Below are 25,189 nucleotides of genomic sequence, written 5' to 3'. Positions count from 1 at the left end.
CCGCGTCGTGAGTCGCGTTCTGGTACCACCACGATGATAAGGTTTCGTTAATCACCTTGCACGGAGAGGCCCGCCAGACATGGGTTTTGGGGCGTTGATCGTGCTCGTTTAATCAAGGGTTCACCGCGCTTTGCTACCGGCTACACCACAGGATAGGTAAGATGCATCTGCTGTTCGCCACATCGATCGTGCCCGACGGTGCTCTCGCCTCGGGCTACGAGATAGCCAACGCCGCGATTATCGCCGCCCTGCGGCGCGCCGGCGCGCGCGTCACGGTCATCGGCTTCACCTGGCCCGGAAAAGCCGCGGCCGATCCCGAAAATACCGTGGTGCTGGGGGCGGTCGACGTGCGCACCGAAAGTGCTTCGCCGCTGCAAAAGCTTGTCTGGGTCGGCAAGGCGATGTTTTCAGGCCTGACCTTCGCGTCGGTCAAGTTGCGTGCGGTGTCCAGCCACGATGTTCAGGCCGCCCTCGAACGAGCCGGTCCGTTCGATGGCTATGTGCTGAATTCCGTGCAGTTCGCCGGCGCTTTCGAACGGGTCTTCGAAGACCGGCCCTCGATTTTCGTCGCCCACAATGTCGAGCATCTCTCGGCGCGGGAGAACGCCGTTGCCTCCGCCGGCATTTTCCAGCGCCTGCTGTTTCGGCGCGAGGCAAGGCTGCTCAAACTGGTCGAAGAGCGCCTCTGCCGCCGCGCGCGTTTTGTCTTCACGTTGGCCGAGGAGGATCGCGGGGCACTTGGCGTCGCCTCGGATGATCGTTCGGCGGTGCTGCCGCTGGTGACCTGCGCCACGGCGCCAGTCCGGAACGGCCGGCGCGCGATCGACTGTGACGCGGCCCTGATCGGCACCTGGACCTGGCAGCCGAACCGCATCGGCCTCGACTGGTTCCTGGGCAAGGTGGTGCCGCATCTGCGGCCTGGTTTCCGCATCCGCATAGCGGGTCACATGCCTTCCGGCGTCACCTCCGCGCATCCGGGCGTCGAGTTTGTCGGCCGTGTCGCGGATGCCAGGGCTTTCGTGCGCGGCGCGGCCGTCATCCCGCTGATCAGCACCGCAGGCAGCGGCGTGCAGCTGAAGACCATCGAGACCTTCGAGCTTGGCCTGCCCTCGGTGGCCACCAGCCGGTCGCTGCGCGGCATCGACCATCGCCCCGACAATTGCGTCGTCACCGACGATCCGGCCGGCTTCGCCAAGGCCCTGGAGGCAGCCGCGGCCGACATCAACGATGTCGATGGCAGCACCTTCCATGGCCGGCAGGTCAAGGCGCTCGACGCCGCGGTTGGTGTCGGTCTCGAAAAAATCGGCGCCGTGCGGGAGGAGGTGTTTGCATGAACATGCACGCCGCCCGCGCCGCGTTCGGCTTTGACAGCCTGAAGGCAATCCTCGGCATCCCGGTGCTGGCGATCCGCTGGGACGATGCGATTGCCTTGCTGAACCGATTGATCGCCGAGCGGCGCTTCACCAAGGTCAGTTTCCTCAACGCCCACAATGCCAATATCGCCCACACCGACCCGGTGTTCGCCGAGGCGCTCGACGATTTCCTCATCCTGCCGGACGGCATTGGCGTCGATCTCGCCGCGAAGCTTCTCTACGGCGCGCCGTTTCCCGACAATCTCAACGGCACCGATTTCGTGCCGGCCTTCCTGCAGGCTTGCAAGAGGCCGCTGACGGTGGGGCTGCTCGGAGCGACCCGTGTCAACGCCGAGGCGGCGTCCGTGAAGCTGGCGGCGCTTGCCGTACAGCACAACTTCGTGGTCATTCACGACGGTTATTTCTCCCCCGCGCAGGAGCCGGAGATCATCGACCGGATCGCAAAGCTACGGCCTGATATGCTGCTGGTCGCGATGGGCGTGCCGCGCCAGGAATTGTGGATTGAACGTCACATCGACGAACGCCATTGCACGCTGCCGATCGCGGTCGGCGCGCTGCTCGATTTCCTGAGCGGCTCGGTGCCGCGCGCACCGCTGTGGATGCGCCGCCTGCGGTTGGAATGGCTGTTCCGTCTGGCGGTCGAGCCCGGCCGGCTCTGGCGCCGCTACGTGGTCGGCAACCCCCTGTTCCTGTGGCGGGTCGTCAAGCAGAAATGGGCGCGCGGCGCCGAAGCCGTCGCAGATGCTCCCGGAGAGTTTCGTTGAACAAGCGGTTCGTCCCAGACCCGCTGGCCGGCCCACGCCTGTTGCCGAACACGCCGACGGCAGCGGTTGTGACGGCAAGCTACGCCCCGGATTTCGAACGCTGCCGACTGCTGTGCGAAACGCTTGACCGGCATGTCTCGGGCGCCGCGCACCACTACATTCTGGTGGAACATCGCGACCTTCCGCTTTTCCGCCAGTTGGAGACCAGCCGCCGTTCGATCGTCGATGAGCGGGATCTCCTGCCGCACTGGCTGCGCGCCTTCGACGATCCGCTCAGCCTGTTTCGCCGCCGCGTCTGGCTCAGCCTGAAGACCCAGCCGCTGCGTGGCTGGCACGTGCAGCAGCTGCGCCGCATCGCCATATCGGCGCACGCAGGGGAAGACGTGCTGATCTTCTGCGATTCCGACGTCGCTTTCCTGAAGGCGTTCGATTGCGGTGCCTTCTGGCGCGATGGCAAGGCGCGTTTGTTTCGCCGGGATGGCGTGCTCGCCGATGACGGCCATGACGAGCATCGCTTGTGGTCGCGCAATGCCGGAACGGCACTTGGCATCGATTCGTCCCGGACATCGGTCCATGATTATATCTCGACGCTGATCGCCTGGCGCCGCGACACGGTGCTTGCCATGTGCGGCCGGATCGAAAAGGTCCATGGCCGCGACTGGGTCGAGGTCATCGGCTCGGCGCGCAAATTCTCCGAATGCATGATCTACGGACGCTATGTCGACGATCTGCTGGACGGAGCCGGCCACTTCCACGGTTCGGAAGAATTCTGCCGCGTCCACTGGACGGGCGAGGCGCTGTCGGACGACGAGTTCCGCCGCTTCGTTGCCAGCATGGCGCCAGAGCAGGTGGCAATCGGCATGCAGTCCTTTATCGGCACCGATATAGGCCGGGTCCGACGCCTGATCGGGCTTGATCGCTGATTGTCCTAGATTGCCTTGGCCGGTCTGCGCAGCGCCGAATAGGTCAGCAGCATGGACGCGAGGTAGAGCAGCAGGAAGACGATGTTGAGCGACAGCACCAGATCAGATGTTTCGGAAATGGTGGTCAGCACATAGATCAGCAGCAGCGCCTTGAGGGCGGCGAGCAGGCCGAGATTGAGCGCTCGCACCAGCGTCTGGCCGCGCGCGAAAAGAAGCTCGGCCTGGTATTCGACCAGATTGCGCAGTCCAGGCACACAGATCGCCAGCGCCACCAGGGGTGAGGCCTCGGAAACATTCCTGCCGAGCGCGTTGGGAAAGAAATGCAGCACGATACCAAGCGCTGCCAGCGCCAGCGTTGAAACGAGGAACACGCCGCCCTCGATGCCGCTCTTTATCGCAAGGCGCGACAGCAGCTCCGGCGCGCGCATCATGCGCTGCACGAGCATCATGGAGAAGGTACGGATGGGGATCGCCGTCAGGTCGACGAGCCGCATGATGATGGCATAGATGCCGGCCAAATGCGGGCCGCCGATCGCCAGCACCAGCAGCTTGTCGAATTCCGATTGCAGGTAGAACAACACCTCGGCGCCGGCCACATAGATGGAATCGGCGAGCCGCCGCAGATAGAGTTCGATGCGCAGCCGCAGCCGCTGGCGTGGATAGAACCAGCCAAAAGCCAAAAGCAGCGAGGCGGCGTTGGCCCCTATGTAGAACCACGACCATATCCAAATGCCATGCTGTGGCGAGACCATGAACAACACCGCGCCAAGCGCCCGCAGTGCGGTGGCCAGGATCGCCAGCACGGCTGCACGGCCGAATTTGCCCAGCCCGTTGTTGACGATCAGCGCCACTTCTACCGGCCGCCACAGCAGCGCCTCGGCAAAAACGATGGCCGTGAATACCGACAGCGGCACGGTGCCGGCAAAGAAGATCAGGTAGACGCCGAACGAGGCCACGGCCAAAAGCGGCAGCGAGACGGCGCCGAGCAGCAGGAAACCCGCCGTGAACGTGCCGATCAGATTGGGGCGGATGGTGGCGGTGCGGTAGAGTGCCGAAATGAAACCGAAGGCGAGAAGCCTCGACAGCATGACGCCGGCCGCCGAGGCGGTGGCGAACATGCCGAACTCCGCGATCGACAGCGTATTGGCGAGCGCGATGAAATAGGCGAGTGAAAACACCAATCGCCCGCCGGCGCCGCTGATCGCCGAAAAATAGTCGCGCACCAGCCCCCGCCGTTCGGCTATCAAGGTGCCGATCCGCGCGAAGGTCCGCCTTTGCGGTATGTCGCTGGCCTCAGTCATACGTCGAGGAAAATGCATAGGCTGGAAAGTTTAACGCGCCGTTCTGAAGCTTTCAGCTGTGTTGAAAATTGTTGCAACCATGGCGTGAATTCTTGCCGTCCTCTTTCGAAAATTAACCTTTTGTTTCCTATGCCTGTTTAGCGTGACTTAACGAATGGCCGACCGCCGCTGCCAAGCGGCCAAGAGTAAAGCTCCACGACATGGTCGACAGGGAAAACCGTGAAGACTGGAAGCGCGAGCGCTCCTTGCTGGCGCTTGGCGAAGCCGTGCGTGGCGAGGACGATGCTTCGCTGGTGTCGATAGGAGACCGCGCGGACCCCTCATGGCGCGAGGATGCCGCCACGCGCCATCGCCTGGCTCGTTCCCGTCGCGAGACGAAGGCGAGCCCGCCTCGGTCGGCAGCCGATAACGCCGAACGGTCTCGCCTGGACGAGGAGCAGCCGTTTGTATCCGAGGGCGCCTGGCGTTCGCGGGGGGAAACCGGCACCGGCGATTTGCCACCCGACATGCCGCAAGCAAGGCCCGCCCCCGAGGAACCTTCGGGCACGGGTGGCGCCCACGATGCAATCGGGTCCCGCGCTACGGGCGGAGCCGACCCGTCCTCCAATGGCGGGGCCGACAGTCAGCAATGGAAGCCGCTGATCGATCCGATGCTGGTCGTTCGCGGCGTTGCCAGGTCGAAGCTGCTGATCGTTGCGACCACGATACTGGGCGCTGGACTTGGCGTTGCCATCGCCTTGTCGATGCCGAAGAAATACGAAGCCACGACCGAACTGATCATCGAGCCGGGCGACCTGAAGCTCTCCGACCGCGATCTCACCCAACCGGTAGGCCAGCCCGATGCCGCGCTGGCCGTCGTCGAAACCCGGATCAAGATGCTCACCTCGGGCACCGTTCTCGATCAGGTCGTCAAGAATCTCAACCTCGTCAACGATCCGGAATTCAATGGCCAGGGCTCCGGCGGCCTCGGCGTCATGTCGCTCATCCGCTCGATCGTGTCGCGCAACGATGGGCCTGGCGGCGTCGATGAGGTTCGCCGCCAGGCTCTGGCTGTCGGCAATCTGGCCAAGAGCCTGTCGGTCGAACGCAGCGGCAAGACTTTTGTCATTTCCGTCAGCGCCGTAACCCAGAACGGCGACAAGTCGGCGCTCATTGCCAATACGACGAGGACCGTCTTCCAGCAGGAAGCCGCCAAATACCAGTCCGACATGGCCGGACGCGCGACGAACGAATTGACGTCCAAGCTCGACGATCTGCGCAAGGGGGTCGAGGCGGCCGAGCGCAAGGTCGAGGATTTCAGGACCACGCATGGCCTGGTCGACGCGCAAGGCCATCTGATCAGCGACGATCAAATGCTCAAGCTCAACGAGCAGCTCTCGGTCGCCCGCGCCCGCACGCTGGAACTCAATGCCCGGGCGGCGTCGGCGCGTTCGCTGGACGTCAATTCCGTTCTGACCGGCACGTTGCCTGAAGAGATCAACTCCAACACCATGAGCGATCTGCGCTCGCAATATGCAACGCTGAAGCAGGAGGCCGATCGTGCCGCGGTCCGGCTGGGACCGCGGCATCCAGAACTCCAGGCCCTCGACGCCCAGATCGCCGGCGCGCGCGAGCGCATCGCGGCCGAACTGCGCCGCATCGCCTCTTCGCTGCAGGTCGACTTGAAGCGCGCGGTTCAGCTCGAACAGGATCTCGCTTCCCGGCTGGCCCAGGCAAAGGTCCAAAGCGGCGACGTCAACAGCGACCTGGTTGCCCTGCGGGAACTGGAGCGCGAGGCCACAGCCAAGCGTTCCGTCTACGAACAATATCTCCTGCGCGCCAAGGAGACTGGTGAACAGACGGGCATCAACACGACCAACATCAATGTGATCACTCCCGCCCAGGCCCCACTCGAGCCAAATGGACCCTCACGAGCCTTGGTGGCGCTGGCCGGCCTGCTGCTTGGCCTTGCCGCCGGCGTTGGCCTCGGTGCCCTGCGTGGCACCTATGACAGCCTGCGCGAGACGGCAAGCGCGCGCTCACGCCGCGAGCGCAAGGTGGACGAACGCAAGTTGGCTGACCAGAGAGCGCCTCGCGAGGAGCAGGCATTCCGGGCGGAGCCTCCGCCAGAGCCGCCGATGCCGGCAGCGCCTGTGCGGCCGCCGCCCGCACCACCGCCACCGGCCCCGCGGACCGAGGCCACCCCCGCCGAAAGCTCCGGGAGGATCGGTGCACTCATGTCGAGACTGCGCAAGACCATGTCCCGCAAGCCGTCGGCCGAAGCCGACGTGGACATCTCCAGCGGGTTCGGCCTACCCGCCTTCGCCGACAACGGACGGCCTGTCAACGCTCCGCTATTTCCTGGTCATCCGGAGTCCGGTTTCGGGCCTCGGCAGGCGGCCGGCCTGGATTATTCGCAGTCACCCTTCCAGCCGGGCCCCGATGCGGGGTATGGGCAGCGGATGACCTTGCCCTCGCGCTCGCCCCTGATGCCGCAACAGGCAACGTACCCGGCTCCCCCGTTTCCGTCCTCTCCCTATGCACAGCCGTTGGGCTACCCCCAGGCGCAGCCCTGGTCGCAAGCGGGCCATCCCTCCACGCAAAGCTCGGCGGGACCTTATGCGGCGCAGATGCCGTATCCGCCGCCGCCCGCTCCGGCGGAGCCACCGGCCACCCCGCCCGCGGGGCCGACCCCGGTCGAGAAGGGTGGCGAACAAGCATCGGTCGAAGAGATTCGCGCCAGCCTGCGCGAATTCCGCGAAGCGGTCCGCGAACTCACGGAAAACCGCACCCGCCGCCGCTACTTCTGAACCATCAGATAGGCTGCGGAGGCCGAACAAAACCGTGCCGGTTTCGCGTAAACGGCATGGGAAGGCGCTTTGACGGGATTGCGAGCTTGTATTTTCGTGACAATGCCGCGCTGCAGATTGCCTGCGCCGCGGCATTATGTTCTCGAAGCGGCGTTGGGCGGAACGATGTTGAGGGTGGCATGGCCGAAGTGATTGACGGAAAAAGCGTTGCCGAAGACGTGGTGCGGACGGTCAAGGCGCTGACCGCCGAGCTGGTCGCCAAGGGCCAGGCCAAGCCAGGCCTGGCCGTCGTCATCGTCGGCGAGGATCCGGCGAGCCAGGTCTATGTCGCCTCCAAATCCCGTACCGCCAAGGAATGCGGCTTTCATTCGCTTCAGCACACGCTGCCGGCGGAAACGTCCCAAGAGGCGCTGCTCAAGCTCATCGCCGAACTCAACGCCGATCCTGAAATCAACGGCATCCTGGTCCAGCTTCCGCTGCCCGCCCATGTCGATGCCGGCAAGATCATCCAGGCGATCGCGCCGCACAAGGACGTCGACGGCTTCCATTTCATCAATGTCGGCAAGCTCGGCACCGGTGAACTCGACACGGCCTTCGTTCCCTGCACGCCCGCCGGCTCGATGCTTTTGATCGAGCGCGTGCGCGGCAAGGATCTGTCCGGCCTCAACGCCGTTGTCGTCGGCCGCTCCAACATCGTCGGCAAGCCGATGGCCAATCTGCTGCTTGCCGCCAACTGCACCGTCACCATCGCGCATAGCCGCACCAAGGACCTGCCGGCGCTTGCCCGCACGGCCGACATCCTGGTCGCCGCTGTCGGCAGGCCGGAAATGATCAGGGGTGACTGGGTCAGGCCTGGCGCCACCGTCATCGATGTCGGCATCAACCGCATTCCGGCGCCCGAGAAAGGCGAGGGCAAGTCGCGTCTCGTCGGCGATGTCGCCTATGCCGAAGCGGCCAGGGCGGCCGGCGCGATCACTCCGGTGCCCGGCGGTGTCGGGCCGATGACCATTGCCATGTTGATGGCCAATACGTTAGCTTCGGCCTACCTTGCGGCCGGATTGAAGCGGCCTTCCTTCTGAGCCCGGGTTGACCCTGAAAGCCGCAGCTTTGCCGAACCCCACTATTTCCCCGGAACGGCCGGTCACGAATGATCCCGTTCAAGGCGGCCGGCAGTTCGCCTTCCTGCTGGTTGACAAGTTTTCCATGTTCTCGCTGGCCGCTGCGATCGATACCTTCCGGTCGGCGAACCGCCTGCTTGGCCGTGACTTCTACGGCTGGACAACTGTGTCGGCCGATGGTGACCCGGTGATGGCTTCCAACGGCCTGCCGCTTAAGATCGACTACGCCGTCGCCGACCTGCCGCCGGTCGATATTCTCTTCGTCTCGGTCGGCTTGACGACGGAATTTCCGGGCAAGAGCAAGGTTCTGGCCGCCTTGCGCAGCTGGGGCCGGCGCGGCAACGCGCTTGGTGCCTTGTCGGTCGGATCCTACCTGCTGGCCGAGGCCGGCCAGCTCGAAGGCTATCGCTGCACCATCCATTGGGAAAACCGCGCCGGCTTCGTCGAGCGCTTTCCCGACATCAACTGCACGGGCAACGTCTTCGAGATCGACCGCAAACGCTACACCTGCGCCGGCGGCACCACCTCGATCGATCTGATGCTGGAGATCGTGCGTGGCGATTTCGGCTCCAACCTCGCCAATGGCGTCGCCAACCAGTTCCAGCACGAGCGCATCCGCTCCGCCGGAGACCGCCAGCGCGTCGGGCCGGAGCGTGACCTCACCGGCAAGTCGGAGAAGTTGCGACGCATCGTCGAATTGATGGCCGACCATCTCGACGAGCCGCTGTCGGCGGTACAGCTCGCCAAGTCGGCGGGCCTCTCGGTGCGCCAGGTGGAGCGGCTGTTTCTGCGCCATCTCAACGTCACGCCGGGGCGCTACTACATGCGGCTGCGGCTGGAGCGCGCGCGCGAATTGCTGCGCCAGACCAACATGCCTATCCTCGACGTGGCGATCGCGACGGGCTTCACCTCGCATTCCTATTTTGCCCAGAGCTATCGGCTGCAGTTTGGCCGCCCGCCCTCGGAAGAGCGCCGCACGACATACTGAATTGGGTACGCACGGGCCTATGCGAGCTATCGCTGATAGCGGTGGCTTGTGTCCCTGCACGCGCTCAAATAGCTTCGGCCAGCGGACGGGGTGGCTAACTCAGGAGATTTCGATGGCGATACTTGCGCGGAGCGTCGCTGCGGCGATCCTCCTTTTGTCGACGACGACATTCGGCTTTGCCGCCAACAAGGTCATCATCATCCTCGACGCGTCGGGATCGATGTGGGCGCAGATCGACGGAAAGCCCAAGCTGGAAATCGCCCGCGAATCGCTGAGGACCGTGCTTCAATCGGTTCCCGCCGACGACGAGATCGGCTTCATGGCCTATGGCCATCGCGAAAAAGGCAGCTGCGACGACATCCAACTGATCGTGCCGCCCCAGGCGGGCTCGGCAAGCGCCATCTCGGCAGCCGCCGACAGCATGAAGTTCCTCGGCAAGACGCCGCTGACGGCAGCCGTCAAGCAGGCGGCCGAAGCGCTGAAATACACCGAGGACAAGGCAACTGTCGTTCTTATCACCGATGGGCTCGAAACGTGCGGCGGCGACCCTTGCGCGCTGGGTAAGGAGCTGAAGGCATCCGGCGTCGATTTCACCGCCGACGTCGTCGGTTTCGGCCTGACCGCCGATGAAGGCAAGCAGATTGCCTGCCTCGCGGACAATACCGGCGGCAAATACATCCAGGCTTCCGACGAGAAGGCTTTGCAGGAGGCGCTGGTCGAGACCGTCGCGGCACCGGCGCCCGAGCCAGCACCGGCCCCCGCTCCGGCACCAGCGCCCGAGCCGGCGAAGCCCGAGTTCAATTTCATGCCGACCGTGGTGCTGGCCGAGGGCGGCGATCCTGTCACCGACGGCAATGCCTGGGAAGTCTACAAGGCCAAATCGGACGGCACGCGCGGCGACAACGTCACCACCGAATACGGCGACTACAAAGCCAATCTGGAACCGGGCGACTACATCGTCGTCGCGCGCGACGGTGAGGGCAAGACGGAGCAGAAGATCAAGATCGAGGCGGGCCAGGTCTACAAGCCGCTGTTCACCTTGAATGCCGGCACACTCATCCTGCATCCGCGTCCGAGCCAAGGTGCCGATGTGGCCAGCGGGGCGGCTGTCGTGATCGCCTATCCGGGCGTCGACAACCCTCCGACCTATTATGGAGACACGAAAGTCGTGTTGCCGGCCGGCGACGAGAAAGTGACCGTCACGATCGGACAGGGCGTGGTCACCGAAACGATCCTGCTTGCCGCGGGCAGGGTGATCGACAAGGACATCATCGTCGGCGTCGGCCATGTCGTTGCCAACGCATACTATGTGGCCGGCGGCGACAAGGCTGACAGTTCAGGCACCGGCTTCAAGGTGCTCAAGGCCAAGAAGAAGATCGATGGCACCCGCGACGAGGTCACCTATGCCTATGGCCCCGACAGCAAGTTCGATCTGCCGCCCGATGACTATGTGCTGATCGCGACGGTCGATCTCGCCGTCGTGGAACAGCCTTTCAGCGTCAAGGTCGGCGAGTTCCAGGACCTCAAGGTCGCCATGAATGCCGGCGTGCTGGCAATCACGGCGCCTGGCACCTCCAAGATCGAGATCTTCGAGACGAAGAAGGACATCAATGGCAATCGCAAGTCGATCGGCTATGCCTATGACGAGAAGTATCAGGCCGCGATAGCGGCCGGCGATTACGCCGTGGTTTCGGAGAAGTCGGACAACAGCAAGAAGGAAGGCGCCGTGACCGTGAAGGCCGGAGAGCGGGTTGAACTGACGGTGCAATGAGGATTGCGATTTCGACCGCAAAAAGGGCGGCCACGTGCCGCCCTTTTTCATGCCGGACAGAATGCGTCAGGCAGTGCCGAACGCGCTGGCGCCGTGATCGGCGCGGCCCACCAATTGGCGGAAGCCGGCGAACAACTCGCGTCCGAAGCCGAATTCATTGCCGATGAGATCGACTTCGGCCGTGCGGCGCAAGGCGAATTCGGTGCCTGGCACCAGCACTTCCAGCGTGCCGGCATCGGCGTCGAGGCGGATGATGTCGCCGTCATGGATCCGCGCGATCGGCCCGTCCTCGACCGCTTCCGGCGTCACATGGATTGCCGCCGGCACCTTGCCGGAGGCGCCCGACATGCGCCCGTCGGTGACCAGCGCGACGCGCTGGCCGCGATCCTGCAGGATGCCGAGCACGGTGGTCAGCTTGTGCAATTCCGGCATGCCGTTGGCCTTCGGACCCTGGAAGCGGATGACGGCGATGAAGTCGCCGGTGAGTGTGCCCGCCTTGAAGGCGTCGTTCAGTCCCTGCTGGCTGTCGAACACCTTGGCCGGCGCCTCGATGACACGCCGCTCCGGTTTGACGGCCGATGTCTTGATGACGGCGTGACCGAGATTGCCCGCCAGCACCTTCAGGCCGCCCGTCGCCTGGAAAGCCTTGTTGAACGGCGCCAGCACCTTTTCGTCGCCGCTTGCGCGTGGCGAAGCCTCGCGCAGCACACCGCCGTCGGCGCCGAGCTTTGCCTCGACCGCATAGGGCCGCAGGCCTTCGCCCCACACCGTCTGCACATCCTCGTGCAGGACGCCTTCGTCGAGCAGTTCGCGAATCAGGAAGCCGAGCCCGCCCGCGGCATGGAAATGGTTCACGTCGGCAAGTCCGTTCGGATAGACCCGTGCCAACAGAGGCACGGCTTCCGAGAGGTCGGAAATATCCTGCCAGGTCAGCGCGATGCCGGCGGCGGCGGCCATGGCGATCAGGTGGATGGTGTGGTTGGTCGAGCCGCCGGTGGCATGCAGGCCGACGACGCCATTGACGAACGAACGTTCGTCGATCATCCGCCCGACCGGCGTATAGGCGTTGCCGAGCGCGGTGATCGCCAGTGCCCGTTTCGTCGCTTCGCGGGTCAAGGCGTCGCGCAGGGGCGTGCCGGGGTTGACGAAGGACGCGCCCGGCGTGTGCAGGCCCATGATCTCCATCAGCATCTGGTTGGAGTTCGCCGTCCCGTAGAAGGTGCAGGTGCCCGGCCCGTGATACGACTTGGACTCGGCTTCCAGGAGTTCGGCGCGTCCTGCCTTGCCCTCGGCATAGAGCTGGCGGACCTTGGCCTTCTCATCGTTGGGCAGGCCTGTCGTCATCGGGCCGGCAGGAATGAACACCGCCGGCAGATGGCCGAAGGTTAGTGCGGCGATCACCAGACCCGGGACGATCTTGTCGCAGACGCCGAGATAGACGGCGGCGTCGAACATGTTGTGCGACAGGCCGATCGCGGCTGCCATGGCGATCACGTCGCGCGAAAACAGCGACAGCTCCATGCCGGGCTGGCCTTGGGTCACGCCATCGCACATCGCCGGCACGCCGCCCGCGACCTGGGCGATGCCGCCCGCCTCGCGCGCGGCCTCCTTGATCAGGGCAGGGAAGGTCTCGAAGGGCTGATGCGCCGACAGCATGTCGTTGTAAGAGGTGATGATGCCGAGATTGGGCACCTTGTCGGCGCCGAGCGCCAGCTTTTCCGAGGGGCTGCAGACCGCGAAGCCATGGGCAAGGTTGCCGCAGGACAGCACCGACCGGTTGGCGGTCTGGTTCGACGCTTCGGCGATACGGCTGAGGTAGCGCTCCCGGCCCGGTTTGGAGCGCTGGCGTATCCGTTCGGTGATGGCTTCGATGTCTCGTCTTGCGGTCATGGGATCAGGTCCTTTCAGGCGAGGTCCCGGAAACATCCTCCCGCCGTTGCCGGGACCACTTGTAAACTTGAAATCAGGGCGCCCAGAAAACCTCCACGGGCTTGGGCGATGCGTCGAGCACGGCACGGATCGGCTTTCGCGGCCCGGACGCGACCGCGCCGTCGAAGGCGGTGCGCTTGTCCTCGCCCTCGATGTGCAGCGCGATGAAACCGGCGTCGATGATCCGCGCCAGGGTCAGGGTCAGCCGAGGCTCACCCGCACTTGCGGCGTGAACCGGCAGGATGATCCTGTCCGAGGCGGGGTCGAGCAGCTTCGGCAGATCGTCGGCGTCGGGAAAGAAGGAGGCGGTATGGCCGTCAGGCCCCATGCCGAGGATCACGACATCGAGCGGCCAGGGCAGGGATCGCAGGGCCGCATCGTCGGATGCCGCGGCATCCTCGATGCCGACCGCCTCGTGGTAGAGCGGAACGAAGCGGGCCGCCTTGGCCGCGTTCTGCAGCAGGTTGGCGGCAACCAGCCCGGCATTGGATCGCGGCGAGGAGGCCGGCACGAAACGTTCGTCGACCAGCGTCACGATCACCTTATCCCAGGCGATCGGCGCCGCGGAGAGCGCGGCAAAGAACTTTGCTGGTGTCGTGCCGCCGGAGACCGCCAGCAGTGCCGTGCCGCGCCCGGCGATCGCCTTGGTCAGGGTATCGGCGACGCGGCCAGCCAGCGCCGAGGCCAGTTGCGGACGGTCGGGAAAAGCGTTCCAGTTGTAGCTGGCGCTGTTCAATTGCTCTCGTGCCATGTCCGCCCGTCACGTTCGATCAGTGCTATCGAGGCCGACGGCCCCCATGTGCCTGCCGTATAGCCCTGCGCTTCCTGCTTGGCGCCTTCCCAGGCATTCTGGATCGGGTCGATCCACTTCCAGGCGGCTTCCACCTCGTCGCGGCGCATGAACAGCGTCTGGTTGCCGCGGATGACATCCATGATCAGCCGTTCATAGGCGTCGGGCGCGCGGCCGTCGAAAGACTGCGCGAAACTCATGTCGAGCGAGATCTGGCGCAGCCGCATGCCGCCCGGGCCTGGGTCCTTGATCATGATGAACTGCTTGACGCCTTCGTCCGGCTGCAGCCGGATGACCAGCTGGTTGGCAAAGATCGGCCCCGCGCCGCTGTCGCCGAAGATCGAATGCGGGATCGGCTTGAACTCGATGACGATTTCCGAAACCCGGGTCGCTAGCCGCTTTCCGGTCCTGAGGTAGAACGGAACGCCGGCCCAGCGCCAGGTGCCGATCTCGGCCTTGATGGCGACGAAGGTCTCGGTGTTGCTGTCCTTGCCGAGTTCCTCGACATAGCCTTTCACCGGTCCCCCGGCCGAGGCGCCGGCGCGGTACTGGCCGCGCACGGTGTGCTTCGGCGCCTCGTTGCCGTTGATGCGCTTCAGCGCCCGCAGCACCTTGAGCTTCTCGTCGCGCACCGCGTCGGCGTCCATCGACGAGGGCGCTTCCATGGCGACGAGGCAAAGCAGCTGCAGCATGTGGTTCTGCACCATGTCGCGCAGCGCACCGGCCTTGTCGTAGTAGGTGACGCGGTCTTCCAGACCCACGGTCTCGGCGACGGTGATCTGCACGTGGTCGATGTGGGCGGAATTCCACAGCGGCTCGTACAGCGCATTGGCAAAGCGCAGCGCCATCAGGTTCTGCACCGTCTCCTTGCCGAGATAATGATCGATGCGGAAAATCTGGCTTTCGTGGAAGTCGTCGCCGACCAGGTCATTGAGCGCCTGCGCCGAGGCAAGATCGCGGCCGATCGGCTTCTCCAGCACGATGCGCGAATTCGGCGTGATCAGATTGTGCTCTTTGAGCTTGTGCGAGATGTCGCCGAACAGCGCCGGCGCCACGGCCAGGTAAAAGGCGCGGATGTGGTCGCTTTCGCCGATCGCCTTTTTCAGCTTGTCGAAGCCGGCGCCGCTCGTTGCATCGGCCGGGACGTAGGAAAGCCGGGCGAGGAAGGTCTTCAACTCCTTGGCATCGATATCGGCCGGCTTGACATGGTCCGAAATCGCCTGCTTGGCGAAAGCCTGGAACTCCTCGTCGCTCATTTTCGAGCGCGATGTGCCAATGATGCGCGTCGGCTCGGAGAATTGATGGTCGCGCTGGCGATAGTAGAGCGACGGCAGCAGCTTGCGTTCCGACAGGTCGCCGGTACCACCGAAAATGATAAAGTCGAAAGGGTCGACGGGGATGATCTGGCTGGTCATGGTCTGTCCGCTTTGACGCCGGTCGCAAGTACGCGGCTGATATATTCTAATCGATTTAAATTTTCCAGTGCCATGGTGTCACATCAAGGACCAACCGCTGGATTTTGCGTCGGTCCACGTGTGCGCTTGACACTGGCGCCGCCGGGAGGCTTGTCGGTGAACGAAGACTCCGGAAGCTTTCGCAGTTGCAGCATAGAACGTGAATGTGACGAAAGCTAAGGGAGAAATCGGCGCGCCATCCTTGCGGCATCGATCGCATCGGTCGCCAGCCCTTGTGCAAGCTGTGCAGTGATATCGAGGAAGTCCATGAGCGGGAAAAGCATGCGTCTGGAAAACAAGGTCGCCATTATCACCGGTGCGGCATCGGGCTTCGGCGAAGGCATGGCCAAGCGCTTCGCGGAAGAGGGCGCCAGGGTCGTTGTCGCCGATCTCAACGCCAAGGGTGCGAAACGCGTCGCCGATGAGATCGGCGAGGCGGCAATCTGGACGCAGACCGACGTTTCGTTGCGCTCCGAGTTCGACGAGATGGTCTATGCCGCCAAAAGCGCCTTCGGCCGTGTCGACATCATGGTCAACAATGCCGGGTTCACCCATCGCAATGGCGACATGCTCAAAGTCGACGAGGAAACCTTCGACCTGATCACATCAGTCAACATGAAGGCGATCTATCACGCCGCCCTTGCGGTTGTGCCGATCATGGAGCGGCAAGGCGGCGGTGTCATCTTGACCACGGCGTCTACCGCAGGATTGCGGCCGCGGCCCGGCCTCACCTGGTACAATGCCTCGAAGGGTTGGGCGATCACCGCCACCAAGTCGATGGCGGTGGAACTCGCGCCCAGGAACATTCGCGTCAACTGCCTTTGCCCGGTCGCCGGCGAGACCGGGATGCTTGAAAAATTCATGGGCGCCGACACGCCCGAGATCCGCGAGGCATTCCGCGCCTCGATCCCGCTCGGGCGGCTGTCGACCCCGCTCGATATCGCCAACGCGGCTCTATGGCTGGCCTCGGACGAGGCCGCTTTCATCACCGGGGTCGCGCTGGAGGTCGATGGCGGGCGCTGCATCTGAACGCGGCGATCGTCGGATATTACGTGCCGGGCTTGACGTAGCTCTTGTACACCCAGCCGTGCTTGCCGTTGTAGACGATCTCGCACCACTGCTTGCAGCCCATCAGTTGCACCGAGGTCCGGGCAGGGATCGTACCGATGGGGGTGGCCCCCTTCTTCGGAGCACTGCGCATGGTCACAGCTCTGAGAATACGGCCGTTGCCCGTCGCCGCCACCTTGCGCGGCTTCGCCTTGGCTGCGTTGTCCTCGCCTTGTGCATTCGCGGGTTTTTGGTCCGGTGCTTGCGGCTGCGTCTCCGGAATGGCGGCGGTCTGCGCGCCATCGGGATTGCTGCTATTGGCAGGCGGGCTCGGCGCGGCGACCTTGGCAAGCTCGTCGGTGGCATCGGTATCGGTAGACGATTGCGCGAATGCCGCCGCTGTTTTGTCAGGCGCCGGCTCGGGCTGCTTGGCTACTTGGCTGGGAGCCGCCGTTTGATCGGGATCAGTTGCCGCGGCAGCCTTCGGCTGCGCCCCTGTCCAGCGGGGATCATTGGCGGCAAGCGCTGGTATGTCCACCGCCGCCGCTGCCTTGGTCGGTGACACCTGGCTGGACTTGCGCTCCGCCTGCGGCGTCACGGCCGCCACCGTCACCGTCGTCCCCGAGGAGGGAACTTTCGTCGTCTTCACCGGAATGGTCGGAATGCTCTGCTCGGGACTGGCGGCTGCTTGCCTCTCGCCGGTCGGCAACGCCAGCCAGAGCGCCACTGCGGCAACGCCAAGCAGTGCCGCGGTGCCTATTGCCGCGATAACCAGGTGCGAGTTCGAACGGACTCCCTGCCAGAATGACGGGCGCATGTCATAGCCGAACTGCATGGCGAAGCGCCGACGTTCCGGAGCACCGAAACTGAAGGGCTCTCTCACTCTTGCCACCTCCATAAGCGGGCCGGTGTTCTTTCGATCAAATATCGCAAGTCACGCGTTCGATCAGCATCGGTCCCAAACGCGGGCGGGCCCGCAACAATCCCCGAACAATCGCCCAGATGCGGACCTTTCGCCCGCGATTGTGGCGTCAGTACGCCCTTACCAAGGATTCTGCGCTTTTGCCCGCAATTCCGCAATGTGTTGCCCGGGCAACAAATATTACATGGATATTACAATATTACATGAGTTCGTGATCGCAGGGATAGCGGCGATCCGATCGCAGCCTAAGCACGTCGTGTCGAAAAGTCTCCACAACGCACTTGGATCTTGTTGTGCATGTCGTTCCTCGCGACGCATTAGATCCTGTCCCGCAGCGCAAACCAGTTGAGCGCAAGGAAAAGCAGCGGCGCCCGGAACCGGCGGCCGCCAGGAAATGGCGGGATTTTCAAGTCCTCGATCAGCTTCAGCCGGTCGCGGTTGCCGGTGATGGTCTCGGCATAGAGCTTGCCGAAGAAGTTCGACAGCATGACGCCGTGACCGGAATAGCCGCCGGCCGAGATCACATTCGGCATCACTTCGCGCACGAATGGCTTCCTCGGCACCGTGATGCCGACATAGCCGCCCCAGCCATGGGTGATCTCGACATCGCTGAGCGCCGGATAGAGCTCCGCGATCTGACGGCGAATGTGGATGTGGATATCTTTGGGATCGTTGACGCCATAGACCTCGCGTCCGCCGAACAGCAGCCGTCCATCCCTGGATTTGCGGAAATAGCGCACGACGAAGCGGGAATCGTCGACCGATTCGCCCCCCGGCAACACGTTCGAATCCGACCCCAACGGCACGGTCGCACCGATGAAGGATCCGATCGGCATGATGTGCGCGGCACTCACCGGCTCGAGCGTGCCGCCATAGGCGTTGACCGCGATCAGGCATTTTTGCGCCGAGATCGTCCCTCTTGGCGTGGAGACCCTGACCTTGCCGCCTGCCGAGACGATGGCGGTCGATGGCGTACATTCGAACAAGTGGGCGCCAGCTTGTGCCGCCGCCCGCGCCGTGCCGATCACCAGCTTCATCGGATGGATATGGCCGGTGCCGGTGTCGCGCGTGCCGCCGAAATAAGCGCTCGACCCCAGCCGATCCGCCGTCTCCTTCGCATCCATGAAGGAGATGTGCGGGTACGAGAAGCGGCCGGCCATGATTTCGGCATGCGCCTTGTAGTCGTCGACATAGCGCGGCTTGTGCGCGACCGAGAGCTGGCCCGGCATGTAGTCGATATCGATCTGGTTGAGGGCGGCGAAGTCGAGCAGATGCGCTTTCGCCTCTTCGGCGAGATCGAACAGCGCCCTGGCGCGGGACAGACCGTATTCGGTCTCCAGGTCCTCGGCCCAGGCACGCTGCCCGGTGCCGAGCTGGCCGCCATTGCGCCCCGAAGCGCCGTCGCCAAAACGATATGCTTCGATCAGGACGACGCTGGTACCGGCCTTGGCCAAGTGCGTCGCTGCCGACAGGCCGGTAAAGCCGCCGCCGATAATAACGACGTCGCAGGTCCGATCACCGTCGAGCGCTGGATATTCGGGCCGCGGCCCGGCCGTGTCCTCATACCAGGACCGGCCGGGGGAAATGGGGGATTGGTAGTTCATGATGAGCGAAGACTCGAGGGAGTTCGGGTAGTGAGTAGTGAGTAGTGAGTAGTCGCTACCAACTACTCACTACTCACTCACGATCACACATTCAGCAGCAGATATTCCCGCTCCCACGGACTGATCACTTCCATGAACGTTTCGAATTCCGCCCGCTTGATCGCCGCATAGGTGGCGGCGAAGGACTTGCCCAGCAGTGCGCAGAGTTCCTCGTCGCCTTCGAACAGGTCGACGGCTTCGAGCAGGCTGCGCGGCAGGTCGATCTCGTGCGCGTTGGCGGTGGTCAGCACGGGAGGCTCGGCCTTGATCTTCCTGGTGATGCCGATCAGCCCGCAGGCAAGCGAAGCCGCCAGCGCCAGATAGGGATTGGCATCGGAGGACGGGATGCGGTTTTCAACGCGCCGCGCCGCTGGATCGGAACGCGGCACGCGGAAAGCCGTGGTGCGGTTGTCGTAGCCCCATTTGTTGTTGACCGGGGCAGAGGCCGCCTGCGTCAGCCGCCGGTAGGAATTGACGTAGGGCGCGAACATAACCAGCGCATTCGGCACGTGCTTCTGCATGCCGCCGATGAAATGGAAGAAATCCTCGGTCTCCGAACCATCCTCGGCCGAAAAGATGTTCCTGCCCGTCTTCTTGTCGACGATCGACTGATGGATATGCATGGCGGAGCCCGGCTGGCCCTGAATCGGCTTGGCCATGAAGGTCGCGTAGATCTCATGCTTGAGCGCGGCTTCACGAATGGTGCGCTTGAACATGAACACTTGGTCGGCGAGCTCGATCGGGTCGCCGTGGCGCAGATTGATCTCGAGCTGGCCGGCGCCCTCTTCGTGGATGAGCGTGTCGATCTCCAGGCCCTGGCTTTCGGAGAAATGGTAGATGTCGTCGATCAGTTCGTCGAACTCGTTGACGCCGGCGATCGAATAGCCGGCGCCGCCGCCGATCGCGCGCCCCGAGCGGCCGACAGGCGGGGTCAGGGGATAGTCCGGGTCCGGATTCTTGCGCACGAGGTAGAACTCGATTTCGGGTGCCACGACCGGCTTCAGCCCAAGCTTGTCATAGGCCGCCAGCACGCGCTTCAGCACATTGCGCGGCGTGAACTCGACCGAGCGGCCGTCCTGGTGGACGAGGTCGCAGATGACGGCGGCCGTCGGGTCTTCTTCCCAGGGAACCACGGTCAATGTCGACAGGTCCGGCATCAGCTTGAGGTCGCCGTCGTCTTCCGGATAGTGAAAGCCGTTACCGTCCTCCGGATAGCCGCCGGAAATCGTCGTCATGAAGACCGCCGAAGGCAGCGCCAGTGAGGTGTTGGAAGTGAATTTCTTCGACGGCATCATCTTGCCGCGCGCCACGCCGGCCTGATCAGGCGTGATGCATTCGATATCCTCGATGCCGCGCCATTCCAGCCAATCGCTGACTTCCTTCCAGTTCTTCACACCTCGCAGGTTTTTCACGAAGGCAGGCGTGCGCGCCCGTCCTCCGCGGCTCGACGGACGGACTTCCTTTTTTGCAGGCGGCATCATTCACCAGATTGGGTTGCGGATTTTCAAGTATAGCCGTGCCGTGCGACCGAAGGGAAGGGGAGCCGCCGCGGGCATTTGCCGTTGCGGGTTGAAAACCGGTTGCCGGTCGGCATAGGTTTGGCGTCTTCCCGCACTCGAGAAGCCGGCGATGAGACCCAGCAGCGAACTGACCACGATCGGCTTCGACGCCGACGACACGCTTTGGCAGAACGAACGGTTCTTCCGCATGACGGAAAAGCGCTTTGCCGCCATGCTGGCCGATCATGGCGAGGGCGAGCAGATCTCGGCTCGACTGTTGGAAGCCGAGAGGCGCAATCTCGCGATCTACGGTTTCGGCATCAAGGGATTTACGCTCTCGATGATCGAGACGGCGATAGAGGTCACCGACGGGCGCGTGCCGGCTTCCGTCATATCGGAGATTCTCGACGCCGGCCGCGAGATGCTGGGCCATCCGATCGAGCCCTTGCCGCATGCACGCGAGACGGTCGAGAAGCTCGCCGGCACCTTCCGCCTCGTGCTGATCACCAAGGGCGATCTGTTCGATCAGGAGCGCAAGCTGGCTGGCTCCGGGCTGGGCGAGTTGTTCGACGCCGTCGAGATCGTCAGCGACAAGACCGCCGCGACCTATGCGCGCCTTTTCAACCGCCATGGCGAAGGCCCGGCAAGGAGCATGATGGTCGGCAATTCGCTGAAGTCGGACGTGGTGCCCGCCATCGAGGCCGGCGGCTGGGGTGTCCATGTGCCGCACGAATTGACCTGGGTGCTCGAACATGTGGAGGCGCCGGTCGCCGAGCCGCGTTTCCGCCAGATATCGGATCTCAGCCAATTGCCCGCGCTTGTCGAAAGCATCAGGAACAGAGTTTGATCGTAGACCTCCGACTGCTTTTTTCGCGCAATTCTGGATGGAAAAACGGTTTTCGCCTTTTGGAATCGTTTTAGCGGCCGGTCAGGCGATCGATGACCGGTTGCAGCCGTTCGGGCGTGATCGGCTTGGCCACCACCGCGTCGACAACATGCGCCAGGCCCAGGCTCTCGGGCGTGCCATTCTTGGTTGAAAGCAGGATCACGGGAGGAAGTGCCTTGCCCGCGGCTCGCCGCAACGTGTCGATACTGGACATCAGCGTGTCGCAGTCTTTGTTGTCGGGGCCACCATCGAGGACAACCGCCCCGGGGATAAGCGAACGTAAGGTCTTCACCGCCATTTCAGGCGATTCCGAGATTGGTTTGAGCCCGGAACGCTCGACGATTTTAGACACCACGACGCGATTGATCGGCGACTTCCCGACAACAAGCACCCGCGAAGGATCTCGGATCGTCTCAATGTTTGAACCCCGGGTCACCCGATTCAGATGTTTTGTACTCTCCCCCTCGTCACTCACTAGGCACCCAAGTCGGTCAAGAATCTTGCCCCTATTTCAATGCAGAGTTGAATCTGCGGACAATTGGCGTGAGATCGCACCCTATGTCAAGTTGAAATAAAAGACTTCTGAAACCGTCTCCCACACAGTGGATTCAAGCAACAGTACTGTACTGCCCTGTCCATAGCTTGGTTGCGTGAAAATAAAATTCACCTACGCATACGCGGCGCGGGCAAATGGCCGGTTGTAGCGCTTCCGGGTCAGCCATGGCTTTGTTGTGTAACGATGACCGGGATCAGCAGGTCGCCCCAATTGCCGTCGCCGCCATGGTGCCTCGCGGAGCGCACGAGCTCCACCGAGACGCCCGCCTCGACCGCCTTCATCACCGATTGGTTGAGCCTGTGCAGGTCGTTGGCCAGCATGCGGATTGTCGCCTGCTGGTCGACGCTCATCGTGGTCGATTGCTCTTCGGCCCGTTCCTTGACGCGGCTTATCGATGCCATTGGTCTTCTCCTGTGTCTGAGGCCCTGTTGGGCGTTTCCTCTGTATTTCCTGGTCGCTATTCCGCGGCCGGCTTGAACTGCGCGTGCTCGGTCGATTCATGCATGGCCGTGGTCGACGACCGGCCGCCGGTGATCGCCATAGAGACCGCGTCGAAATAGCCGGTGCCGACCTCGCGCTGGTGCTTGGTCGCGGTATAGCCATTGGCTTCCGCCGCGAATTCCGCTTCCTGCAACTCGGAATAGGCCGCCATCTGCCGCGCCTTGTAGCCGCGGGCGAGTTCGAACATGCCGTAGTTGAGCTGGTGGAAGCCGGCCAGCGTGATGAATTGGAACTTGTAGCCCATGGCGCCCAGTTCCCTCTGGAACTTGGCGATCGTCGCGTCGTCGAGATTCTTCTTCCAGTTGAACGACGGCGAGCAATTGTAGGCGAGCAGCTTGCCTGGATGGTGCCTGCGCACCCCCTCGGCGAATTTCTTGGCCTGCGCCAGGTCGGGCTTCGAGGTCTCGCACCAGATCAGGTCGGCGTGCGGCGCATAGGCAATGGCCCGCGCGATGCAAGGCTCGATGCCGTTCCGGACCTGGTAGAAGCCTTCCACCGTGCGGCCGGCATCATAGTCGACGAAGGGCTGGTCGCGTTCATCGATATCGGAGGTCAGCAGCTTTGCAGCTTCCGCGTCCGTGCGTGCCACGACCAAGGTGGGCGTGGCCATCACGTCGGCCGCGAGCCGCGCCGCGTTGAGGTTGCGGATATGCGCCGCGGTCGGGATCAGCACCTTGCCGCCGAGATGGCCGCACTTCTTCTCCGACGCCAACTGGTCCTCGTAATGGACGCCAGCGGCACCGGCCTCGATGAACGCCTTCATGATCTCGAAGGCGTTGAGCGGACCGCCGAAGCCGGCTTCCGCGTCGGCAACGATCGGTGCGAACCAGGTCTCCACAGAAAGCCCCTTGCCTTCGGAGGTTTCGATCTGGTCGGCGCGCTGCAGCGTGCGGTTGATGCGCTTGACCAGTTCGGGCGCCGCATTGGCCGGATAGAGCGACTGGTCCGGATACATCGCCGAGGCGGTGTTTGCGTCGGCAGCGACCTGCCAGCCCGACAGGTAGATCGCCTTCAGCCCGGCGCGCACCTGCTGCATCGCCTGGTTGCCGGACATGGCGCCGAGCGCGTTGACGAAGTCCTCCTCGTGGATGAGTTTCCACAGCCGGTTGGCGCCCATTTCGGCAAGGCTCTGACGAATCTGCACCGAACCGCGCAGCCGCTTCACGTCCTCCGGCGAATAGGGACGTTCAATGCCGTCGAAGCGACCTTCAGGCGCCGAGGGGACGAGGTTGTAAAAATCAGTCATTGGTCACTCCGAAGATTTCTGCACAGCCAATTCTCGGGCCGCTTCTATGTGACTGAATTTACATTTTGGCGCCGCATGAGCTAGAAAAATCAGCAGAACCGAGTGGATATAACGGAAAATCTGTGTTGTGTTTGACAGCAAGGCACTGTAAATTTGTCAATCCTGTAAAGCGAAGAGAGGCGGGATGCAGCTGGCGGCGTGTAAACTCCTGTCAAGAATTGGCGATGGCTGACCAGAAGATTTTCGCTGGGCCGCGCATCCGCCGCATCCGTGGCGCCAAGGGCCTGACCCAGACGGCGATGGCCGAGGGGCTCGGCATCTCGCCGTCCTACCTCAACCTGATCGAGCGCAACCAGCGGCCGCTGACGGTGCAATTGATCCTGAAGCTCGCCTCCGTCTACAAAGTCGATCCGCATGAGCTTCAGGGCGAGGCAAGGGGATCGGTCGCTGCCCTCAAGGAGGTGTTCACCGATCCGCTGCTGGTCGGCGAATTGCCGGGAGACCAGGAATTGATCGAGTTTGCCGAGGCGGCGCCCAACGCCTCCGCCGCGGTGATAAAACTGTTCCGCGCCTATCGCGAGCAAGCCGAGCGGCTGTCCGATCTCAACGAGCTTCTGGCCCGCGAGGGCCGGGCGACCGCCCTCTCTGGCGCCCGCCTGCCGATCGACGAGGTGCGCGAGATTTTCGAGCGGCGACCGAACCATTTCGTCTCGCTCGAGGAAGAGGCCGAGGCGTTTACGTCGGTGCTCGATCCCGGCGACGACCTGTTTGGCGCCTTGAAGGCATGGCTGAAGCGCGAATACGGCATCGTGGTCAAGGTTCTGCCGGTCGCCACCATGCCGAACTGGCGCCGCCGCTACGACCGCCACTCGCAGCGCCTGTTCCTGTCCGAGCGTCTGTCGCCGTTCGACCAGTTGCGTGAAGTCGCGATGGAGGCCTGCCTGATCCGCATGTCGGTTGCGGTCGCCGGTGAGATCCAGGCACTGAGGCTGACCACGGACGAGGCGCGCCGCCTTGCCCGCTTCGAACTCGGCCGCTACGCCGCCCATGCGCTGATGATGCCCTATCAGCCCTTTCACGCGGCGGCCGTTCGCTCACGCTACGACATTGATGTCCTGCGCTCGCGCTTCGGCGTTTCCTTCGAGCAGGCGGCAAACCGGCTGACCATGCTGCAGCGGCCAGGTGCTTCCGGCGTGCCCTTCTTCATGCTGGAGATCGACAATGCGGGAAACCGCTTCCGCAAGGCCGGCAGCCAGGGCTTTCCGCAAAGCCGCTTCGGCGGTGGCTGTCCCAAGCTTCCCGTGCATGTCGCCTTCACTCAGCCGGGCCAGATATTCGTCGAGGCGGTGGAAATGCCCGATGGCGCCGAGTTCCTGTGCATCGCCCGCACGCTGGAGGGGCCGCAAGGCGCGTTCTCCGAACGACCGCGCCGCACGGCACTGCTGCTCGGCTGCGACATCGGCTTTCGCGACGAGATCGTCTATGGCACGGTGCTGCCTGGCGCGGCGACCGGCGCGAAGATGGGGGCGGGCACCGTCGCGGCGACGCCTGTCGGCCCCGCCTGCCGGCTTTGCGAGCGCGCCGGCTGCCTGGCGCGCGCAGAGCCGCCGGTGACGCGACCGCTCGGCCTCGACGAGATGGTCACCGGCCTGAGTGCCTTCGACTTCCAGTGATGTCGTGGTGACTTGC

The 25,189-nt window shown here is 63.6% G+C and carries 20 protein-coding genes; 10 read left to right on the top strand and 10 right to left on the bottom strand.

Annotation, left to right across the window (positions count from 1 at the left end; translation table 11 throughout):
- The first annotated feature begins 161 nt into the window (after positions 1-161).
- From LB516_RS00900 to LB516_RS00890, 3 genes are read left to right on the top strand one after another with little or no spacing between them, the layout of a single operon-like run.
- Complete coding sequence (locus tag LB516_RS00900; RefSeq protein ID WP_224718743.1) at positions 162-1,334, top strand: glycosyltransferase family 4 protein; 1,173 nt, start codon at positions 162-164, stop codon at positions 1,332-1,334.
- The gene (locus LB516_RS00895) at positions 1,331-2,137 is read left to right on the top strand and encodes a WecB/TagA/CpsF family glycosyltransferase (protein ID WP_224643016.1); all 807 of its coding nucleotides are present in this window, start codon (positions 1,331-1,333) and stop codon (positions 2,135-2,137) included. Before LB516_RS00900 ends, LB516_RS00895 begins: the two co-directional genes overlap by 4 nt.
- On the top strand, positions 2,134-3,060 hold the full coding sequence (locus LB516_RS00890) for a DUF6492 family protein (protein ID WP_224718742.1): 927 nt from the start codon (positions 2,134-2,136) through the stop codon (positions 3,058-3,060). Before LB516_RS00895 ends, LB516_RS00890 begins: the two co-directional genes overlap by 4 nt.
- 5 nt (positions 3,061-3,065) lie before the next feature.
- Here the strand turns inward: LB516_RS00890 and LB516_RS00885 are convergent, their stop codons facing one another.
- Positions 3,066-4,361, bottom strand: a complete 1,296-nt coding sequence (locus tag LB516_RS00885) for a lipopolysaccharide biosynthesis protein (protein WP_224718741.1) — start codon at positions 4,359-4,361, stop codon at positions 3,066-3,068.
- Positions 4,362-4,561: 200 nt separating this feature from the next.
- Here LB516_RS00885 and LB516_RS00880 point away from each other — a divergent pair, with 200 nt between their 5' ends.
- The 4 genes from LB516_RS00880 to LB516_RS00865 all read left to right on the top strand — a co-directional run bounded on the left by LB516_RS00880 (position 4,562) and on the right by LB516_RS00865 (position 11,027).
- Positions 4,562-7,150 carry a GumC family protein gene (locus tag LB516_RS00880; RefSeq protein ID WP_224718740.1) on the top strand — a complete coding sequence of 863 codons (2,589 nt, stop codon included), beginning with the start codon at positions 4,562-4,564 and terminating at the stop codon, positions 7,148-7,150.
- Positions 7,151-7,329: 179 nt separating this feature from the next.
- Positions 7,330-8,229 carry a bifunctional methylenetetrahydrofolate dehydrogenase/methenyltetrahydrofolate cyclohydrolase FolD gene (gene folD, locus LB516_RS00875; protein ID WP_224718739.1) on the top strand — a complete coding sequence of 300 codons (900 nt, stop codon included), beginning with the start codon at positions 7,330-7,332 and terminating at the stop codon, positions 8,227-8,229.
- Positions 8,230-8,257: 28 nt separating this feature from the next.
- A complete protein-coding gene (locus tag LB516_RS00870) occupies positions 8,258-9,256 on the top strand; it encodes a GlxA family transcriptional regulator (protein WP_032922464.1) in 999 nt (332 codons plus the stop codon).
- 112 nt (positions 9,257-9,368) lie between these two features.
- Positions 9,369-11,027, top strand: a complete 1,659-nt coding sequence (locus LB516_RS00865) for a vWA domain-containing protein (RefSeq protein ID WP_224718738.1) — start codon at positions 9,369-9,371, stop codon at positions 11,025-11,027.
- A 66-nt stretch (positions 11,028-11,093) separates the two neighbouring features.
- Here LB516_RS00865 and edd read toward each other — a convergent pair whose 3' ends face one another.
- From edd to zwf, 3 genes are all read right to left on the bottom strand, one after another.
- The gene (gene edd, locus LB516_RS00860; protein WP_224718737.1) at positions 11,094-12,917 is read right to left on the bottom strand and encodes a phosphogluconate dehydratase; all 1,824 of its coding nucleotides are present in this window, start codon (positions 12,915-12,917) and stop codon (positions 11,094-11,096) included.
- A 73-nt stretch (positions 12,918-12,990) separates the two neighbouring features.
- The gene (gene pgl, locus LB516_RS00855; RefSeq protein WP_224718736.1) at positions 12,991-13,707 is read right to left on the bottom strand and encodes a 6-phosphogluconolactonase; all 717 of its coding nucleotides are present in this window, start codon (positions 13,705-13,707) and stop codon (positions 12,991-12,993) included.
- The gene (gene zwf / locus LB516_RS00850; RefSeq protein ID WP_015316300.1) at positions 13,689-15,161 is read right to left on the bottom strand and encodes a glucose-6-phosphate dehydrogenase; all 1,473 of its coding nucleotides are present in this window, start codon (positions 15,159-15,161) and stop codon (positions 13,689-13,691) included. Before zwf ends, pgl begins: the two co-directional genes overlap by 19 nt.
- Before the next feature lie 321 nt (positions 15,162-15,482).
- Here zwf and LB516_RS00845 point away from each other — a divergent pair, with 321 nt between their 5' ends.
- Positions 15,483-16,229, top strand: a complete 747-nt coding sequence (locus LB516_RS00845) for an SDR family oxidoreductase (RefSeq protein ID WP_041163342.1) — start codon at positions 15,483-15,485, stop codon at positions 16,227-16,229.
- A gap of 19 nt (positions 16,230-16,248) precedes the next feature.
- Here the strand turns inward: LB516_RS00845 and LB516_RS00840 are convergent, their stop codons facing one another.
- The 3 genes from LB516_RS00840 to LB516_RS00830 form a co-directional block, all read right to left on the bottom strand.
- Entirely contained in the window at positions 16,249-17,130 is an 882-nt protein-coding gene (locus LB516_RS00840; RefSeq protein WP_015316302.1) for an SH3 domain-containing protein, read from the bottom strand.
- Positions 17,131-17,486: 356 nt separating this feature from the next.
- Positions 17,487-18,773 (bottom strand): NAD(P)/FAD-dependent oxidoreductase, encoded by a 1,287-nt coding sequence (locus LB516_RS00835; protein WP_224718735.1) that lies wholly within the window; start codon positions 18,771-18,773, stop codon positions 17,487-17,489.
- Positions 18,774-18,856: 83 nt separating this feature from the next.
- Positions 18,857-20,293, bottom strand: a complete 1,437-nt coding sequence (locus tag LB516_RS00830) for a glutamine synthetase family protein (protein WP_015316305.1) — start codon at positions 20,291-20,293, stop codon at positions 18,857-18,859.
- Between the two features lie 148 nt (positions 20,294-20,441).
- Here LB516_RS00830 and LB516_RS00825 point away from each other — a divergent pair, with 148 nt between their 5' ends.
- Positions 20,442-21,158 (top strand): HAD family hydrolase, encoded by a 717-nt coding sequence (locus LB516_RS00825; RefSeq protein WP_224718734.1) that lies wholly within the window; start codon positions 20,442-20,444, stop codon positions 21,156-21,158.
- A gap of 70 nt (positions 21,159-21,228) precedes the next feature.
- Here LB516_RS00825 and LB516_RS00820 read toward each other — a convergent pair whose 3' ends face one another.
- The 3 genes from LB516_RS00820 to aceA form a co-directional block, all read right to left on the bottom strand.
- Entirely contained in the window at positions 21,229-21,672 is a 444-nt protein-coding gene (locus LB516_RS00820) for a response regulator (RefSeq protein ID WP_015316307.1), read from the bottom strand.
- 239 nt (positions 21,673-21,911) lie between these two features.
- Entirely contained in the window at positions 21,912-22,154 is a 243-nt protein-coding gene (locus tag LB516_RS00815) for a hypothetical protein (protein ID WP_006202762.1), read from the bottom strand.
- Between the two features lie 56 nt (positions 22,155-22,210).
- Entirely contained in the window at positions 22,211-23,500 is a 1,290-nt protein-coding gene (gene aceA, locus LB516_RS00810) for an isocitrate lyase (RefSeq protein ID WP_023772829.1), read from the bottom strand.
- 224 nt (positions 23,501-23,724) lie between these two features.
- Between aceA and LB516_RS00805 the strand changes: the two genes are divergently transcribed.
- Positions 23,725-25,173 carry a short-chain fatty acyl-CoA regulator family protein gene (locus LB516_RS00805; RefSeq protein ID WP_224531385.1) on the top strand — a complete coding sequence of 483 codons (1,449 nt, stop codon included), beginning with the start codon at positions 23,725-23,727 and terminating at the stop codon, positions 25,171-25,173.
- Positions 25,174-25,189 lie beyond the last annotated feature (16 nt).

Source organism: Mesorhizobium sp. CO1-1-7 (genome assembly GCF_020164885.1).
Taxonomy (GTDB): Bacteria; Pseudomonadota; Alphaproteobacteria; order Rhizobiales; family Rhizobiaceae; genus Mesorhizobium; species Mesorhizobium australicum.
Note: the sequence above shows the minus strand (reverse complement) of the source record. Positions and strands in the feature narration are given on the sequence as shown.

Excerpts from the sequence above, each read along its gene's own strand:
- LB516_RS00900 (WP_224718743.1), top strand. The coding sequence starts at position 162 with ATGCATCTGCTGTTCGCCACATCGATCGTGCCCGACGGTGCTCTCGCC.
- LB516_RS00895 (WP_224643016.1), top strand. The coding sequence starts at position 1,331 with ATGAACATGCACGCCGCCCGCGCCGCGTTCGGCTTTGACAGCCTGAAG.
- LB516_RS00885 (WP_224718741.1), bottom strand. The coding sequence starts at position 4,361 with ATGACTGAGGCCAGCGACATACCGCAAAGGCGGACCTTCGCGCGGATC.
- LB516_RS00880 (WP_224718740.1), top strand. The coding sequence starts at position 4,562 with ATGGTCGACAGGGAAAACCGTGAAGACTGGAAGCGCGAGCGCTCCTTG.
- folD (WP_224718739.1), top strand. The coding sequence starts at position 7,330 with ATGGCCGAAGTGATTGACGGAAAAAGCGTTGCCGAAGACGTGGTGCGG.
- LB516_RS00865 (WP_224718738.1), top strand. The coding sequence starts at position 9,369 with ATGGCGATACTTGCGCGGAGCGTCGCTGCGGCGATCCTCCTTTTGTCG.
- edd (WP_224718737.1), bottom strand. The coding sequence starts at position 12,917 with ATGACCGCAAGACGAGACATCGAAGCCATCACCGAACGGATACGCCAG.
- pgl (WP_224718736.1), bottom strand. The coding sequence starts at position 13,707 with ATGGCACGAGAGCAATTGAACAGCGCCAGCTACAACTGGAACGCTTTT.
- zwf (WP_015316300.1), bottom strand. The coding sequence starts at position 15,161 with ATGACCAGCCAGATCATCCCCGTCGACCCTTTCGACTTTATCATTTTC.
- LB516_RS00845 (WP_041163342.1), top strand. The coding sequence starts at position 15,483 with ATGCGTCTGGAAAACAAGGTCGCCATTATCACCGGTGCGGCATCGGGC.
- LB516_RS00835 (WP_224718735.1), bottom strand. The coding sequence starts at position 18,773 with ATGAACTACCAATCCCCCATTTCCCCCGGCCGGTCCTGGTATGAGGAC.
- LB516_RS00830 (WP_015316305.1), bottom strand. The coding sequence starts at position 20,293 with ATGATGCCGCCTGCAAAAAAGGAAGTCCGTCCGTCGAGCCGCGGAGGA.
- LB516_RS00825 (WP_224718734.1), top strand. The coding sequence starts at position 20,442 with ATGAGACCCAGCAGCGAACTGACCACGATCGGCTTCGACGCCGACGAC.
- LB516_RS00815 (WP_006202762.1), bottom strand. The coding sequence starts at position 22,154 with ATGGCATCGATAAGCCGCGTCAAGGAACGGGCCGAAGAGCAATCGACC.
- aceA (WP_023772829.1), bottom strand. The coding sequence starts at position 23,500 with ATGACTGATTTTTACAACCTCGTCCCCTCGGCGCCTGAAGGTCGCTTC.
- LB516_RS00805 (WP_224531385.1), top strand. The coding sequence starts at position 23,725 with ATGGCTGACCAGAAGATTTTCGCTGGGCCGCGCATCCGCCGCATCCGT.